This is a genomic window from Staphylococcus sp. 17KM0847 (genome assembly GCF_013463155.1).
In the GTDB taxonomy this organism is placed as follows: Bacteria; Bacillota; Bacilli; order Staphylococcales; family Staphylococcaceae; genus Staphylococcus.
On the sequence record NZ_CP040781.1, the window covers coordinates 1,935,815 to 1,951,711 of the forward strand.

General features: G+C 34.6%; 15 protein-coding genes and 1 pseudogene. 4 read left to right on the forward strand and 12 right to left on the reverse strand.

The features are described from left to right. Positions 1-12: 12 nt before the first annotated feature. From ppdK to FGL66_RS09435, 7 genes are all read right to left on the reverse strand, one after another. Positions 13-2,625 (reverse strand): pyruvate, phosphate dikinase, encoded by a 2,613-nt coding sequence (gene ppdK, locus FGL66_RS09405; protein WP_180809554.1) that lies wholly within the window; start codon positions 2,623-2,625, stop codon positions 13-15. A gap of 179 nt (positions 2,626-2,804) precedes the next feature. Next, entirely contained in the window at positions 2,805-3,263 is a 459-nt protein-coding gene (locus FGL66_RS09410) for a 2-thiouracil desulfurase family protein (protein ID WP_180809555.1), read from the reverse strand. A gap of 232 nt (positions 3,264-3,495) precedes the next feature. Then, complete coding sequence (locus FGL66_RS09415; protein ID WP_180809556.1) at positions 3,496-3,684, reverse strand: hypothetical protein; 189 nt, start codon at positions 3,682-3,684, stop codon at positions 3,496-3,498. 405 nt (positions 3,685-4,089) lie between these two features. Then, complete coding sequence (locus FGL66_RS09420) at positions 4,090-4,509, reverse strand: protein-export chaperone SecB (RefSeq protein ID WP_180809557.1); 420 nt, start codon at positions 4,507-4,509, stop codon at positions 4,090-4,092. After that, the gene (locus FGL66_RS09425; protein ID WP_180809558.1) at positions 4,509-4,736 is read right to left on the reverse strand and encodes a hypothetical protein; all 228 of its coding nucleotides are present in this window, start codon (positions 4,734-4,736) and stop codon (positions 4,509-4,511) included. Before FGL66_RS09425 ends, FGL66_RS09420 begins: the two co-directional genes overlap by 1 nt. 1 nt (position 4,737) lies before the next feature. Next, positions 4,738-5,376 carry a hypothetical protein gene (locus FGL66_RS09430; RefSeq protein WP_180809559.1) on the reverse strand — a complete coding sequence of 213 codons (639 nt, stop codon included), beginning with the start codon at positions 5,374-5,376 and terminating at the stop codon, positions 4,738-4,740. A gap of 762 nt (positions 5,377-6,138) precedes the next feature. Next, on the reverse strand, positions 6,139-6,897 hold the full coding sequence (locus tag FGL66_RS09435) for a hypothetical protein (RefSeq protein ID WP_180809560.1): 759 nt from the start codon (positions 6,895-6,897) through the stop codon (positions 6,139-6,141). 196 nt (positions 6,898-7,093) lie between these two features. On the opposite strand from FGL66_RS09435, the gene FGL66_RS10035 reads away from it, so the two are divergent. The 3 genes from FGL66_RS10035 (at position 7,094) to FGL66_RS09840 (ending at position 8,469) form a co-directional block, all read left to right on the forward strand. After that, the gene (locus tag FGL66_RS10035; RefSeq protein ID WP_500862566.1) at positions 7,094-7,318 is read left to right on the forward strand and encodes a transposase; all 225 of its coding nucleotides are present in this window, start codon (positions 7,094-7,096) and stop codon (positions 7,316-7,318) included. Between the two features lie 82 nt (positions 7,319-7,400). After that, positions 7,401-7,652, forward strand: coding sequence for a hypothetical protein (locus tag FGL66_RS09835; protein ID WP_258007275.1), 252 nt, complete (start codon positions 7,401-7,403; stop codon positions 7,650-7,652). A gap of 325 nt (positions 7,653-7,977) precedes the next feature. Then, a complete protein-coding gene (locus tag FGL66_RS09840) occupies positions 7,978-8,469 on the forward strand; it encodes a transposase (RefSeq protein ID WP_258007276.1) in 492 nt (163 codons plus the stop codon). Between the two features lie 425 nt (positions 8,470-8,894). On the opposite strand, the gene FGL66_RS09445 is transcribed toward FGL66_RS09840, so the two are convergent. Continuing rightward, complete coding sequence (locus FGL66_RS09445) at positions 8,895-10,073, reverse strand: Abi family protein (RefSeq protein ID WP_258007277.1); 1,179 nt, start codon at positions 10,071-10,073, stop codon at positions 8,895-8,897. A gap of 603 nt (positions 10,074-10,676) precedes the next feature. Here FGL66_RS09445 and FGL66_RS10010 point away from each other — a divergent pair. Beyond that, positions 10,677-10,826: pseudogene (locus tag FGL66_RS10010) on the forward strand (site-specific integrase); the annotation flags it as partial. 82 nt (positions 10,827-10,908) lie between these two features. On the opposite strand, the gene guaA reads toward FGL66_RS10010, so the two are convergent. From guaA to xpt, 4 genes are read right to left on the reverse strand one after another with little or no spacing between them, the layout of a single operon-like run. After that, positions 10,909-12,450, reverse strand: a complete 1,542-nt coding sequence (gene guaA / locus FGL66_RS09450) for a glutamine-hydrolyzing GMP synthase (RefSeq protein ID WP_180809562.1) — start codon at positions 12,448-12,450, stop codon at positions 10,909-10,911. A gap of 21 nt (positions 12,451-12,471) precedes the next feature. Further along, complete coding sequence (guaB, locus tag FGL66_RS09455) at positions 12,472-13,938, reverse strand: IMP dehydrogenase (protein WP_180809563.1); 1,467 nt, start codon at positions 13,936-13,938, stop codon at positions 12,472-12,474. Positions 13,939-13,972: 34 nt separating this feature from the next. Beyond that, on the reverse strand, positions 13,973-15,241 hold the full coding sequence (gene pbuX / locus FGL66_RS09460) for a xanthine permease PbuX (RefSeq protein WP_180809564.1): 1,269 nt from the start codon (positions 15,239-15,241) through the stop codon (positions 13,973-13,975). Then, entirely contained in the window at positions 15,241-15,822 is a 582-nt protein-coding gene (xpt, locus tag FGL66_RS09465) for a xanthine phosphoribosyltransferase (protein WP_180809565.1), read from the reverse strand. Before xpt ends, pbuX begins: the two co-directional genes overlap by 1 nt. Positions 15,823-15,897 lie beyond the last annotated feature (75 nt).

A 15,897-nucleotide genomic window follows, 5' to 3' on the forward strand; every position in this document is an offset into this window, starting at 1 on the left:
ACCTCGTCCTCTCTAAACCTCGCTTTGTGCTGCTGCCAACATCGCACCCGGTACTCTAAATGGTGAACATGATACATAATCAATATCTAAGCCATTAAAATAACGGATAGACTTAGGGTCACCGCCTAGCTCTCCACAAACGCCTATTTTAATATTTAGATTGACTTCTTTCGCTTTTTCTACTGCGATGCGAATCAATGCACCGACACCATCCACATCAATAGTTTGGAATGGATCTACTTTTAAAATTGCATTTGTTACATACTCATTAATAAACTTGCCGGCATCATCACGTGAGAAGCCGTATGTTAATTGTGTTAAATCATTTGTACCAAAGCTAAAGAAGTCACATACTTCTGCTAAATCATTTGCAATCAAGCATGCTCGAGGTGTTTCAATCATTGTACCGATTAAATAAGATAGTGTTTGTCCTGTTTCTTGAGCAATACGATCAATACATTCCACAATCTGTGTCTTCAATATTTTAAACTCTTCAACTGTAGAAACAAGTGGTACCATAATTTCCGGATGACATTCAATACCTTCTGCTTTCAGACGTGCAACACTTCCCATAATGGCTTCCGCTTGCATCACATATAATTCAGGATAAGTAATCGCTAGTCGACAACCACGATGTCCAAGCATCGGATTTGTTTCATGTAATTCTGCGATACGTTTATTGAGCTGTTGCTCTGAAATATTAAGTTGTTCTGCAACATTGCGAACTTCCACGTCACCTTTTGGTAAAAATTCATGTAATGGTGGGTCTAATAAACGGACAATCGTTGGTCGTTCACCAGATAAGCGGAATATTTGTTCAAAATCTTCTGTTTGGTAACCTCTTATTTTATTTAATGCTTGCATACGCGCTTCTCGATCGGATGATAGAATAAAGCGACGCATCTCTACTAAGCGTTCCGCACCAAAAAACATATGTTCCGTGCGCACAAGACCTATACCTGTTGCATTAAATTGATAACCTGATTCAATATCAGTCTTTGTTTCAGCATTCATTCGTACTTTTAATCTTGCTACTTCTTCAGTCCATTGCATAAACTGGTCGAAAGCTTCACTATTTTCAGCATGTGTTGTTTCAATGGCACCAACATAAATATCACCATTCGCACCATCTACTGACACTTCATCATGTTCATGAATTTTACCACCTGAGTAAGTAACAACTTTATTCACTGTATCTATTTCTAAATCGGAACATCCTGTAACACAGCATTTACCCATGCCTCGAGCTACAACCGCTGCATGAGATGTCATACCACCATGTGTTGTAACAATCGCTTCACTCGCAATCATCCCCTCAATATCTTCAGGTGATGTTTCTGGACGCATTAAAATAACTTTCTCCCCTTGTTCAGCGCATAACTTTGCATCTTCAGCTGAAAAAACAACACGTCCAGTTGCTGCACCCGGACTTGCCGGTAAACCTGCTTTCGAAATAACTTCTGCAGCATTTAATGCTTCTTCTTCAAATGTCGGATGTAGCAATGTATCAATAGACTTAACATCTACTTTTGTTACAGCTTCTTTCTTATTCAATACTCCTTCTTCTACAAGGTCTACTGCAATTTGAATTGCCGCTTTAGCAGTACGTTTACCATTACGCGTTTGTAAGATATAAAGTTGCTCATTCTCAATTGTGAATTCAATATCCTGCATATCTTTATAATGTGCCTCAAGCTGTTCTGATACCTTCACAAACGCCTCATGTACATGTGGTAATTGGGCCTTAAGCGTCGCAATATCCTGAGGTGTACGAATACCGGCAACAACATCTTCTCCTTGTGCATTTAGCAAATACTCCCCAAATAACTTTGCCTCACCTGTTACTGGATTACGTGTAAATGCAACACCCGTTCCACTTTTTGAGCCACTATTGCCGAATACCATCTCTTGTACATTAACAGCTGTGCCTATGTCATGTGGGATATCATTGAGCTCACGATATACACGAGCACGATCATTATCCCATGACTTAAACACCGCTTCTACCGCTTCCAATAGCTGATGAATCGGTTCTTGCGGAAATGGCTTATATACCTCTTCTATATAGACTTCTTTATAGTGCTGACAGATGACTTTTAAATCTTCTGCTGGAATATCTGCATCATTATCATATCCGTGTTCTCGCTTATATTGATTAAAATATGTATCAAATGACGTCATAGGAATGTTATAAACAACTTCTCCAAACATTTGAAGTAAACGGCGATAACAATCATAAGCAAAACGTGCATCATTGGTCTTCTGTGCTAATTTCTCAACATTCTCATCATTTAAACCTAGATTTAAGATTGTATCCATCATACCCGGCATCGAAATTTTAGCACCACTTCGTACAGAAACAAGTAGTAAGTTGTCATCTGAGGAAAAAGCTTTACCTGTACGCTCAGAAAAAGCATCTAATTGCACTTGTATTTGTTGTTTGACTTCTTCAGACAATGCTTGACCACGTTGTAGATAATCAATACATGCTTCCGTGGTAATTGTAAAACCATCAGGTACTGGAAGACCTAATCGCTTCATCTCTGATAGATTCGCACCTTTACCACCTAACAAGTCTTTCAAATCTTTGTGACCTTCATCAAAAGCATAGACTAACTTTGCCATACTAGTTCACCTCATAAAATTTAATGTGTCATACTAATATATAAAAGTATGTCACATTAATACAGAAATGACAATTAAAAATGTCTTATATTATAAAAAGTTATCACTTCTATCGAATTAAATCATAAAAAAACAGCACAATAACTTTTAAACACATTGTTATCGTACCGCTCGACTCATTATATATTTAACATATGCCAATTATACTCGTTATACACTTGAATACCGTGATATTGTAATAATGCTGTCGTCACACCCATACCTGCTTTTTTCATCCCTTGAAATCCACCATCATATATTTCTGTACTCCCACATGATGGACTGCCTTCTTTTAAAATCACTGTATCAATATTGTAGGATTGAAGTAATGCTAATGCGCGTTGTGCCCCTAGTGTGAAAGCATCTGTCACATCATGATTGGACACAGTTTTTACACGCTTTTGCCCTTTCCAGACAGACATACCGTCACCATCTACTATTTCAGAAGGTTCACGTGGTGTAGACAGCCCACCTAAAACCTCTGGACATATTGGAACTGCACGCCCCTCATCTACCAATTGTTGTAGTTCTTTTTGGCGCTTATGCCCTCCATCATACCGAACTTCATGTCCTATTAAACATGCACTGACACCAATCACTACTCCTCACCTCCTACTGTATTACTTTCTATTATGACACAACATAAAGAAAACAGGACTAAGCATACTCACTTTTGAAAAAGCTTTCTTAGTCCCGCCTCGGCAATAATAGTCCAAAGTAAAAAGTTTGTTAAAACACACCTTCACTTCAGATATTTACTCACTTATTTAAAAAATCGACTATATCCTAGCCTGTTGTTATAAGAGCTATATGAATTTGACTCAATACAACCTATGATTGATGTTGCTTTTTAAAATTAAATGGCGTAATCGGATTAAAAGTCCAAGTTATTAATAAACCCACTAATGCTGACATACCTGCAATCTGAAACCATTCAATATTGCTTGCAAGAAAACCCGCAATGGAAAAGCCAATAAAACTCAATAATGTTGTCATAAAAAAAGTCATGACCATCTTCACTTTACATATCCTCCTTAGTTTGAATCCAATCAACAATTGCTACTCGAAGATTGAATATGCATAATAAAATCGCATTTAATTCGACCGGGGAAGTCTAACATTAAATGCGTCATCATATTGCTATTGTTGAAAACAAGACATTAAAAACACTTACTTTAAAGTATCTTCTGTCCCATACTCACATATTAAAGTAACTCTAAAATTATGCATATCCTGTCTTAAACCATCATACACTGTAACATACACGATTCACTTTTGGAAGCTTTCTGCACATAAAAAATACCTGTTGACTCAACTTATATCACCAGTATCCGTTCATTATATCGAAACATAAAAATAGGCTATCTATTAAATAAAATCTACACCTTGACCAATACAGTGAAAAAATTAATTTGAATACACGATTCAATCCACAAATCTAATGCCATCTTCTTCTCTTAACATTTTCACAACATTAATAATTGGCAATGTAAAGTGGGGATATGTGTGGCTTCTTGCCGTTAAGTCACTGATAATTGTTCGAACATATGGATATAAAATAGCAATCGCATTTGAACTCAGCAATTCATCAAATGTAACACCTTCACCTTCTTCTGGGTTATATTCAAAAACACCGACAATAGCAACCTCAACAAGATAAACCGGATTCTCTAAATCATAATTCATTTCAACATCTATTTTAACAACTGCACTTTGATCCTTTTTAGAAATTTCAACAGAAATATGCGGGTCCATTTCAATCCCATCTTCTTCAGGAATATAATTAGGATTTCCTTTGAATAACATCTTATCAACGATAAAGTTTTTAAGCTTCAATCCTGCCATTATGCAGCAACTCCTCGCTGACTATTTGGCGTAATATCATGATTCAATGTACATGTTATGTTAATCTCTCTATCTTTTTCATTTAATAACGTATCTACGTTCTTTCTGTAAGCACTCGCTTTATCTTCTACTAACTTTATACCCATGCGCTCTAAAAACACTTCGAATAATTCGTCACTCATCTCCAAATTATTTATATCTAAAACTTCATCTAAAAAAATTTCCATATTATTTTACCTCTTCTAATTTAGTAATCATCTTTTGATTCCTAATACATATTTCTTGTGCATTAGGAATTCTTGTTATGAGATGATCGACCTCTATTTGCGTATCAAGCATGACATAATCAATATTCTGATTTTCAGATTCTAATGAGAGTATCAACATCTCTATGGCTAACCCATCTATTCTCCCCTCTCTTTTAGCTCTTTGGTAAGTTTTATTAGAAATCATTGCATCATTAAATATCTTATTTATTTTAGAAAGGTTTTCTTTTTTGTATGCATTAAATAACATTATATTTCTCGCTTCATTAAAATTAATACCTAGAAAACGTTCAGACTTATCTAACATCGCCTTAATAATCGCACCATCATATTTAGTTGAAGCTTGTTTAACCTTTTTATAATAAGCTTTGGCGACCTCTTGAGCTGAAACCACAAACCGTTGATCTTCTATAAAAAAATAAGCACCATTTCCTAAGTCATTAGGCATTTTTGTTTTGGCATTGCCTCGTAAAGATACGACTTTTCGGTTAAACCTATTATACTTAAAACATTGAGTTCTCAATATTTCTTCAACATTGTCCTTTTTTGTCGCATGATAACCAATAATGTATTTTGCGCTACTTTGTGATGTTAAGCTCATTACGATATCACCTGTTATTACAAAATTAAAGTAGTCTTATTATCTCTTTCAAATCAAAAGACCGTCAATAATTTTCTAAATTAAGTATTAAAATAAACAAAGTTATCTTTAACACTAATAGCACAGACAATTTGCATCACTCCTGCACTTTATAATACTTTTTAATGATATTAAATATCCTTTTAATTCGTGCATTCGCCCTATTGCTTATCAATTATTCAAAATACGACAACCATTTATATCACTTTATTACAATCCTTAACGACTCTATACCTCCAAATTGAACAATAATATAGCAATTCATTGTAAGCGTGTATGACAATCATACAGACAACGCTATATACTAGAATTTTGTACTCTCACAAAGCAAAAAAGCTAGAAACCCCACAATAACGGGGATTCTAGCCTTAAATATATATAACTCCCAATTCATCATAGAATCTGCTTCAAAACTCTTCACACTCTATCAAAGAGATTATGTATCAATATTTATAAGTTTATAGTGATATTATTACTAATGTTATTCCGAATGTTAAGAATCCATTTAAGCCATTATCACTATAAAAACTTATGTTGATTCAATAACAACCTAATTTATTGCTATAGTTTTTTCACCACCTCAAACCAAGGAAAAACAAATTGCTCCCCCACATGTAAGAAGCATAACTTATTCGTGGTATAATGTTTACGGTACCCTAAAACGCCATTCCTCACTACAAGATAGGGGTTTCTCAGAAGAGTTTCATTAGATTGTAACATTAGTTATAATTCCTTCATAATTTTAGAGATATTCTCTTTCTCTGCGTTAAAATTTATATGTTGAACTAAACACCATAACCAAATGATTGCAAAAAGTGCAGGAATACCATGTATTAATATTAAACAATATATATTTTTTACATCTTCAATAAGTGATAAACCTAAAGAAATAACACATGAACATACTTGAACTATCGACCAGATTAAAAAACAACCACTTTTATATTTTTCTCCATTAAAAGTTTCTATTAATTCATAACTATTATCATTCTCCAGCAACCTTGTCTTTACATACCTAGCATTAAATTTTAGATCATTTTTTTCGTCAGCACCTTTGACCTCTTCTTTTAAGGTATATTGTATTGTCTTTTTTTCTGTAATGTCATAAAAATATCTATCTATTTTGTAAACTTTTCTTGGCTCATTAGAAACGACCGACTCTCCCTCACCATTTTGTGTTTTTAATTCTTTATAAAATAAATATCTTAGGTTATGTCTTTCAATATCATCTTTGAAGATTGAAAAGATCGCAAGCGAACATAATAAAAAAACACCTATAATTATTAGATCAAGCCACATTAGGAAATTGTCTTTTTTAGTAAAAATTATATTTATCAATATTAAAAGAAAACTAATAATTTGAAAGCATAAAAATAATATTAAATCCGATATATCTTCTACACTCAATTTTGCAGGCATTAAATCTGTATTAAATTTCTTTTCAAATTTAAACAATCCTTTTAAATCTCCTATTACTTTCATTTTATGATATACCCTCCTATTTTTTATTTATCATACAAAATAATGTTATAAAATGTAAGATATAACATCTATAATAAACATAAAAAGAAGGGGCTGGGACATAATTTCTAGTCAAAAAATAAAGTCCTCACGTATAATAATGAATAACCACAAACAAAACGATACGGAGGAACTTTATAAGTACAAACATTATAAGATGTCTCAACTAACACTACCAATTGAAACGGAAATTACATTTCCTCAAAACGATATTTCTACTATTATTAATCATATTGTTGAATCTATACCTGATGAGGAGTTTAATAACTATTATACCCATAGAGGTCCCTCTTCTTACCATCCAAAGATGATGTTAAAAATACTTCTTTATAGCTATTCTCAATCTATTTTTTTCAGGGCGCAAAATAGAATTCCTTCTTAAAGATAGCTGTCGTCTTATGTGGCTTGCCCAAGGACAAACACCTTCTTACAGAACTATAAATAGATTCAGAGTGAACCCACATATGATAGGGATTTTACAAACCTTATTTGTGGGTTTTAGAGCTCAGTTAATTGAAGATAAATTAATATCTGAAGATGTTGTTTACATAGATGGAACTAAGCTTGAAGCAAATGCCAATAAATATACGTTTCAATGGCTGGCAAATACTAAAATGTTCAGCCAATCGGTTGTTGAAAAGTCCCACACACTCTACGAAACTTTAGTAGCTGAGAAAATTATTCCAGAAATTAAAAAAGAATCTTCAAAAGAATGATCAAAAGAAGAGATGACTCAAATTGAAACATATCTAGAGAACAAAGAAAAACATTTAACTTCTCAAATTAACAGCACTGCTCATACTCAAGAACGTAAAAAATTGAGAAAGCAACAAAGTCAAATTAAGAAAAACAAAAACGCAATTAATGATTTTAGAGAACGCAAAATTAAGTATTAGAAACAAAAGAAAATTTATGGTAATAGAAAGAGTTATTCAACAACAGATCATGATGTGACATTTATAAGAATGAAAGATGACCACATGAAAACCGGGCTATAACCTGCAAATAGTAACGAATAATCAATTTATACTAGCCTACGATGTGTATAATAATCCAGGAGATACAAGGACACTAGAACCATTTTTGAATGAAATGAAAGATTTGTATGGTGATATTCCTGAGTATATTGTAGTTGATGCAGGTTATGGTAGTGAAAGTAATTATAAAATGGTACTGGATGATTTTGAAAAGACGCCACTAATCACTTATGGAATGTATATTAAAGAAGGGAAAAAGAAATTTAAAAATGATCCGTTTATCTCTTCAAATTGGAGATACAATGAATTAGACGACTATTACTTGTGTCCTAATAATAAAGAGTTGCATTTCTTCAAATATAGAATTAGACATGATTATTACGGTTATCGTCGAGATTTTAAAGAATACAGATGTGAAGATTGTTTCGATTGTCCATTGCGAAGCAAATGTATGAAACAAGCTAAAAATCCGAATACAAATAAAAAATTACTTAAAAACTTCACTTGGGAATTCCTAAAAAATTATACAAAAAATTGCTTTCAGACCCCAAAATGAATGGCATCTACAAAAAAAGTAAAATAGATGTCGAATCAGCTTTCGGAAATCTGAAGGCTAATTTCGGTTTCAAAAGATTGTCTTACGTACCCAATCTAAAGTCGAATATGAGATTGTAAATGCCCTTACGGCACTAAATATAAGAAAATCAGCAAGATAAGTGTTAATTTTCAACAAAGTACAGTGGTGTTTCTCTTATTGGAACTGAAACCTTATGTCCCAGCCCCCTCTATCATTTCCTATACTTCTATTCCCAGTCGATGAAATGACTGTTTTTCGTTGGTTTGTATTAACTTATAACCATTGATATATCATTGCTTTGATATGGGGTACTTCTTATCAACTTACATCAATTATTAAATAACGTATTCAATGCCTGCATGCGTGAAATGGTTTATAATTAAACTTAAATCACATCAGACCATTCAAACATTGGCATTAATATTATTATCTTTAATCAAACTGACATGCTTCTGAACGTCTAATTTTAAACCAATATCTTTTTTTAAGATATCAATTTCAATTGTTTTAATTCTATTATTAATTTTATTATCCTCTTTTTTTATGCTCTTAACAAAATCTTTTCTTTCTTTATTATCTAAAAATATAGAAATACTAAAAACCAGAGAAAACATACCATGTTTACATTTTCTTCTCGCTTTTATTTGGTATTTTTTTAATTTAGCATTATGATTTTTAGGGTCTTTATAGTAAGGTAATGATTTACCAAAATCCATAAAATAATCGTCAATATTTTTTCCATGAGAAGTGCAAATGAAACGCTCATTATGAGCACAAATATTTCGATACAAAGTTAATATGCCTAAAACCTTATACATATTATATAAATCTTCTTCCTTATTTTTGTGAGTTATTCCAAGTATGTCCATTGCTCTAAAAGCTACATTATCTGTTAAAATTATAAATAAATGGCTGATGTTACCTAAAGTTAAAATATTAGTCAATATCCAAAGAGGCACGTATCCATGATTATTTTTATATGACTTTATTGATTCTTTTTTACCTTTTTGATCTCTAATAACCGATGTTACATTATCATAAAATTTTTTATACTCTTTTTCTCTACTTAAAGGTATATAATCAGATTCTGAAATAATTTGACTGCGCACTGGTATTCCATCTTTTTTACTAGTGTATGTATATTGGTAATGGACCTTATTGTTTGTTCTTTCAATAAAGTAAGTTTTTGTAGTATTATAGTACTTGTCTTTTAAGTATTCAAACTCTTTATGTAAGTTTTCATGAGTGTGATTTTCATAAAAAGCTTGCACAATAGCGTGCTTTACTTTCTCCTCTATATATAAAAGGTACTGTAAAAATATACTGCGCATATTATTATCATATTGCATTACTTCATATAATTCACTTGGCTTAGTACCATTTCTATAAAAATCTTCTTTATTACCTCTTTTTTTCATTTCTTCATAATCCAAAAACAAATGTTTGTATCCATTTATTAAGTTATAATAATTGTTGCTTTCCAGAATTTTTATTTCTCTTGTCGCATTTTTTCTTATCTGCATATTTCTTGACTTCAATATTTCTATTCTTTCATCAACTGTTTTATATACCTTTTCATCCATAAACCTACTATCCCCCATAAAAAAGGGGCCATTTGAGATAAACTCATTGGCCCATTAGATCATTCATCTATTATAATAACATATTAGCCTTATTAAACTCTATGAAAAGTCTAACACTATATATTGTGTTTTAAACCAAAATTATAGCTTACTTTAAAGATGATCGGAGTAAAAAACACTATATATTGTGTCAACAACTTTTTTATAATAACCGAGTCATTTATGCCATATAATAACTACACAGATGAAAAACATTCTAATATCCTCACAAAAACTACCACTATTATTATACTATTTGTTTACTGCTCACCCCCGCACTGAAAGACAGACCTAAGTAAGCCACCCAATAGAACGGTGCATACGCTTATTTTTAGAGAATTCCCTTTATTTATATCCACGTTACCACAATAGCAATATGGTTGGTGTACTTATATATGGTGTCGTGATTTGAGACCCCCTTATCTTGTCAAAACCTTACTAAAAATTACGGTGATATTTTGCATAATGTTGCAAATGAACTTACATTATTTTGAAACGGTTAACATTCGCCAACACGGTCATCGACGTACTGTAAATAGAAGTTTGCTATGTGTCAGCTAATTCCTCAAATTTGAAGAGAGTCTATCTATCCAATAGATACAAGATAGACTAAGTCATGACGATATAAAAACTACAATGGATATATACGCACACGTCACTGAAAAACAACGGGATCAAGTCGCTGAAAAATTTGCGAAATACATCAATTTCTAGCCGAACGTATTCAAAGATAAAACAAAAAGGCTAGAAACCGTGCAACAACGGTCATTCTAGCCTTAAATTACATACTATTTAATTATTCCCATTCGATTGTACTTGGGGGTTTAGATGTAATATCATACACAACACGGTTAACGTGGTCTACCTCATTTACAATACGTGTAGAGATCTTTTGTAACACTTCCCAATCAATACGAGCAAAGTCACTCGTCATACCGTCGATTGATGTGACTGCACGAACACCTACTGTATAGTCGTATGTACGATAGTCGCCCATTACACCAACAGAACGGATATCCGGAAGAACTGTAAAGTATTGCCAGATGTCACGCTCTAAACCTTCTTCACGAATAACTTCTCGTAATATCGCATCTGATTCACGGACAATTTCTAACTTATCTTCTGTAATCTCACCAAGAACTCGAATTCCTAGACCTGGGCCTGGGAAAGGTTGACGCCAAACGAGGTGTTCAGGAATACCCAACTCGATACCAAGGGCACGCACTTCATCTTTGAACAATGTGTTAATTGGTTCGATCAGTTCGAATTCCATGTCTTCTGGTAGTCCACCTACATTATGGTGTGACTTGATTGTTTGTGCCGTCTTTGTTCCCGACTCAATAACATCTGTGTAGAGTGTGCCTTGTGCAAGGAAGTCTACCCCTTCTAGCTTGGATGCTTCATCGTCAAAAACGTACACAAATTCGTTTCCAATAATTTTACGTTTCTTTTCTGGATCTGAAACACCTGCCAGTTTTGACATAAAACGTTCTTCTGCGTTAACACGGATGATATTCATATTGAAGCCTTCCGCAAACTGCTCCATAACCATGTCGCCTTCACCTTTACGCAATAAGCCGTGATCCACAAAAATACATGTCAATTGATCACCAATAGCTTTGTGTAACAATACCGCGACAACAGATGAGTCTACACCGCCACTCATTGCACACAATACTTTACGTGAGCCCACTTTTTCACGAATTTTCTGCACTTCAATGTCGATAAAGTTTTCCATCGTCCATTCGCCTGTACATTGACAAACACGACGAACAAAATTGCGTAGTAAATCATTGCCAAACTCTGTATGACGTACTTCTGGGTGGAACTGCACACCATAGATGCGACGTGACTTGTCTTCTATTGCTGCATATTGTGTACTTGGACTATCTGCAATTACTTCAAAACCTTCTGGAATTTCAATCACTTTATCTGAATGACTCATCCATACCGTCTGTTCTTCCGGTAAACCGTGGAAAAGTTCGTCTGATTTTGCTTTGATGATTGCTTTGCCATACTCTCGCTCATTCGCACGCTCTACTTTGCCACCTAATAGCTTGGTCGTCAGCTGCATCCCGTAGCAAATACCTAGTACAGGTACACCTAAGTGATATATTTCTGGATCAATTGTAAAAGCGTCCGCTTCATATACTGAGTTTGGACCTCCTGATAAGATGATGCCTTTAGGATTCATCTTTTTAATCTCATCGATTGAAATCTCATGGTCATGCAGTTCACTGTATACGCCCATTTCACGAATACGACGTGTAATTAATTGGTTATACTGACTACCAAAATCTAGGACAAGAATAAGCTCTTGTTCTTTTGCCATTTCCATACTATTTGTACTCCTTTAACCTTAGAATGAGTAGTTTGGTGATTCTTTTGTAATTTGAACATCATGTGGATGACTCTCCGCTAGACCTGCCGCACTCATTTTTGTAAATTGTGCTTCATCACGGAGTTGTTGTAAGTTATGAGAGCCTGTATAACCCATACCGCTCTTCACACCACCAATAAGTTGATAAATCGTATCTTGTAAAGGTCCTTTGTAATCAATTCGACCCTCTACACCTTCTGGTACATATTTTTTAGGGGTTTTATCTTCTTGGAAATAACGATCGTTTGAACCGCTTGCCATCGCACCTAGTGATCCCATACCACGATATACTTTATATTGACGTCCTTGGAACATTTCGACTTGTCCCGGACTTTCTTTCGTTCCTGCTAATAAGCTGCCTAGCATTACGGCATGTCCACCAGCTGCAAGTGCTTTAACGATATCACCAGAGAATTTAATACCGCCGTCTGCAATAATTGCTTTGCCATGGTTGCGTGCTTCAGTGGCGCAGTCATAAATTGCTGTAATTTGTGGTACACCTACACCTGCCACCACACGTGTCGTACAAATAGATCCCGGTCCGATACCTACTTTGACTACATCTGCACCGGCTTCAAACAATGCTTTTGTTCCTGCTGCTGTTGCAACATTACCTGCTATCACTGTAATTTCTGGATAAGTTTCTTTTACGTGTTTAACTTGATCGATGACACCTTGGGAATGGCCATGTGCTGTATCAATAACTAATGCATCCACGCCCGCTTCTACTAGTTTTTTCGCACGAATTGCTGTATCTTTTGCAATGCCGATTGCTGCTGCAACAAGTAAACGCCCATGATCATCTTTAGCTGAATATGGATATTCATGTACTTTTTCAATATCTTTAATAGTAATAAGACCTTCTAAAACACCATTTTCTACTAATGGTAACTTTTCAATACGATGTGTTTGAAGAATTTTTTCTGCTTCTTCTAATGTTGTACCGACTGGAGCTGTAATTAAGTCTTCTTTTGTCATTACATCTGAGATTTTGATCGAAAAGTCTTCAATAAATCTCAAATCACGATTTGTAAGAATACCGACAAGTTTTCGTGTTTCTTTATTGTCAACGATAGGTACACCTGAAATACGGTATTTACCCATTAGTGCTTCTGCTTCGTAGACACTCTCTTCTGGCGTTAAATAAAATGGATCTGTAATGACACCATTTTCTGAGCGTTTTACCTTTTGTACTTCGTCTGCTTGGTCTTCAATGCTCATATTTTTATGAATAACACCTAGACCGCCTTGACGTGCCATTGCGATTGCCATTTTTGACTCTGTGACTGTGTCCATACCTGCTGATACGATTGGAATGTTCAACTTAATCTTATCTGATAGTGACACACTTAAATCCACTTCTTTTGGTAATACATTTGATTCAGCCGGGATAAGCAATACATCATCAAACGTTAACGCTTCTTTTACAAACTTGTTTTCCCACATTTCTATACAGCCTCCATTCAAATTGTTAGTTATATTATTTCACATTTTCTTGATTTTGTTGATAGTTTAGACCATTAAAAAACAAATTTAATACAATTGCTGACACAGTGCCTAGTACAATACCGTTTTGTGTAAACCATGCAAACTGCTCACCTAATGCTTGAAATGCTTCAGGCACTGCTGTGATACCTGCCCCCAATCCAACTGAAATGGCGATCACAAGCAAGTTGTTTTGATTTTTAAAGTTAATATCATTGAGAATACGCATACCGTACGCCATAACCATACCAAACATTGCTAACATAGCACCTCCAAGTACAGACAATGGAATGATATTAGCCAATGCCCCTAGCTTAGGTATGCAACCACAAATAACAAGCAAAATCACCATGCCATAAATCACATCATTCTTTTTTGCACCTGATAACGATACAAGTCCCACATTTTGTGAATATGCAGTGTACGGAAATGCATTAAAAATCGAACCTAACGTAATCGCCATACCTTCTGCCATATAGCCTTTTCGAAAGTCTTTACGCGTTAAAGATTTGCCGGTAATTTCACTTAATGCATGATAAACCCCTGTTGATTCAATCAGACTTACAAGTGCGACAATAAAAAAGACAATCGTTGCACCGAAGTCAAATGCAAATCCTGTAAATCGAAAAGGTCTCGGCAATTCAAACCAATGTGCTTGACCTACCTGATGAAGATCAACTAATCCAAACACACTAGCAACGATAGTGCCAATAATAAGTCCCAATAAGATTGCGATAGACTTTAAGAACCCCTGTGCAAAACGCTGTAATATTAAAATAATAACAAGTGTCACTAGTCCTAAAATAATATGTTTTGGATCCCCATAGTCTTTAGCACCCTGCCCACCTGCTAAGTAGTTCATTGCAACAGGCATAAGTGTAATACCAATAATTGTTACGACACTTCCTGTTACAACTGGTGGAAAAAGTTTAACCAATGAGGCAAAAAATGGTGCAATTAAAATAACCATTAACCCTGATAAAAAGAGTGAACCGTACAAGACATCTATCCCTTTTGTCTGACCGATTAAAATCATGGGTGCTACCGCAGTAAACGTACATCCTAAGACGACCGGCAGTCCTATCCCTATACCTTTATAGACTTGTAAAAAAGTAGCGATACCACACATAAAAATATCAACGGTTACAAGGTACGCAATTTGTTCGTTTGAAAAATCTAAGCTTGTTCCGACAATGATAGGGACTAAAATGGCCCCCGCATACATCGCCAATAAATGTTGTAGACTTAATAAAAAACGTTTCATTACTCTGCATCTCCTAGCAACGTTACTTTATTTCCTTTTAAAGAGGCAACTTGACAAAGTGATGAAACTGTCAGTCCTGCTTCTTCTAGGCGAGTACGTCCGGGTTGGAAACTTTTCTCAACCAATATCCCTACACCGACTGTTTTAGCACCTGCCTGTTGTGCTAGACGATGTAAACCTAGTGCGGCTTCACCATTCGCTAAAAAGTCGTCAATAATGAGGACGTTGTCTTCCTCAGATAAAAACTCGGTTGAAACAATAACTGTATTAGTCTTGTTTTTAGTAAATGAGTGAACATCTGTCTGATAATACCCTTTGCTCAGCGTATTCGGTTTTGCCTTTTTTGCAAATAAACAAGGAACATTAAAACGATGTGCTGCCATAATCGCTGGCGCAATACCTGATGCCTCAATTGTCAAAATTTTTGTAACACCCTGACTTCCAAACTGCTGATAAAACACCTCACCAATCTCATACATCAATCCAGCATCAATTTGATGATTCAAAAAACCGTCTACTTTGAGAATTGTTTCATCAATCACCACACCATCTTCAATGACTTTTCTCTTTAATGCATCCAAAACTATTCCTCCTTGATACCTCAAGATATGAAAAAAACCCAAAACTGGAGAATATCGTTTCAGGTGTTTGAGTAA

Coding starts and splice junctions, on each gene's coding strand:
- ppdK (WP_180809554.1), bottom strand. CDS start 2,625: ATGGCAAAGTTAGTCTATGCTTTTGATGAAGGTCACAAAGATTTGAAA.
- FGL66_RS09420 (WP_180809557.1), bottom strand. CDS start 4,509: ATGGCAGGATTGAAGCTTAAAAACTTTATCGTTGATAAGATGTTATTC.
- FGL66_RS09425 (WP_180809558.1), bottom strand. CDS start 4,736: ATGGAAATTTTTTTAGATGAAGTTTTAGATATAAATAATTTGGAGATG.
- FGL66_RS09430 (WP_180809559.1), bottom strand. CDS start 5,376: ATGAGCTTAACATCACAAAGTAGCGCAAAATACATTATTGGTTATCAT.
- FGL66_RS09435 (WP_180809560.1), bottom strand. CDS start 6,897: ATGAAAGTAATAGGAGATTTAAAAGGATTGTTTAAATTTGAAAAGAAA.
- FGL66_RS10035 (WP_500862566.1), top strand. CDS start 7,094: ATGTCTCAACTAACACTACCAATTGAAACGGAAATTACATTTCCTCAA.
- FGL66_RS09835 (WP_258007275.1), top strand. CDS start 7,401: ATGATAGGGATTTTACAAACCTTATTTGTGGGTTTTAGAGCTCAGTTA.
- FGL66_RS09445 (WP_258007277.1), bottom strand. CDS start 10,073: ATGGATGAAAAGGTATATAAAACAGTTGATGAAAGAATAGAAATATTG.
- guaA (WP_180809562.1), bottom strand. CDS start 12,450: ATGGAAATGGCAAAAGAACAAGAGCTTATTCTTGTCCTAGATTTTGGT.
- guaB (WP_180809563.1), bottom strand. CDS start 13,938: ATGTGGGAAAACAAGTTTGTAAAAGAAGCGTTAACGTTTGATGATGTA.
- pbuX (WP_180809564.1), bottom strand. CDS start 15,241: ATGAAACGTTTTTTATTAAGTCTACAACATTTATTGGCGATGTATGCG.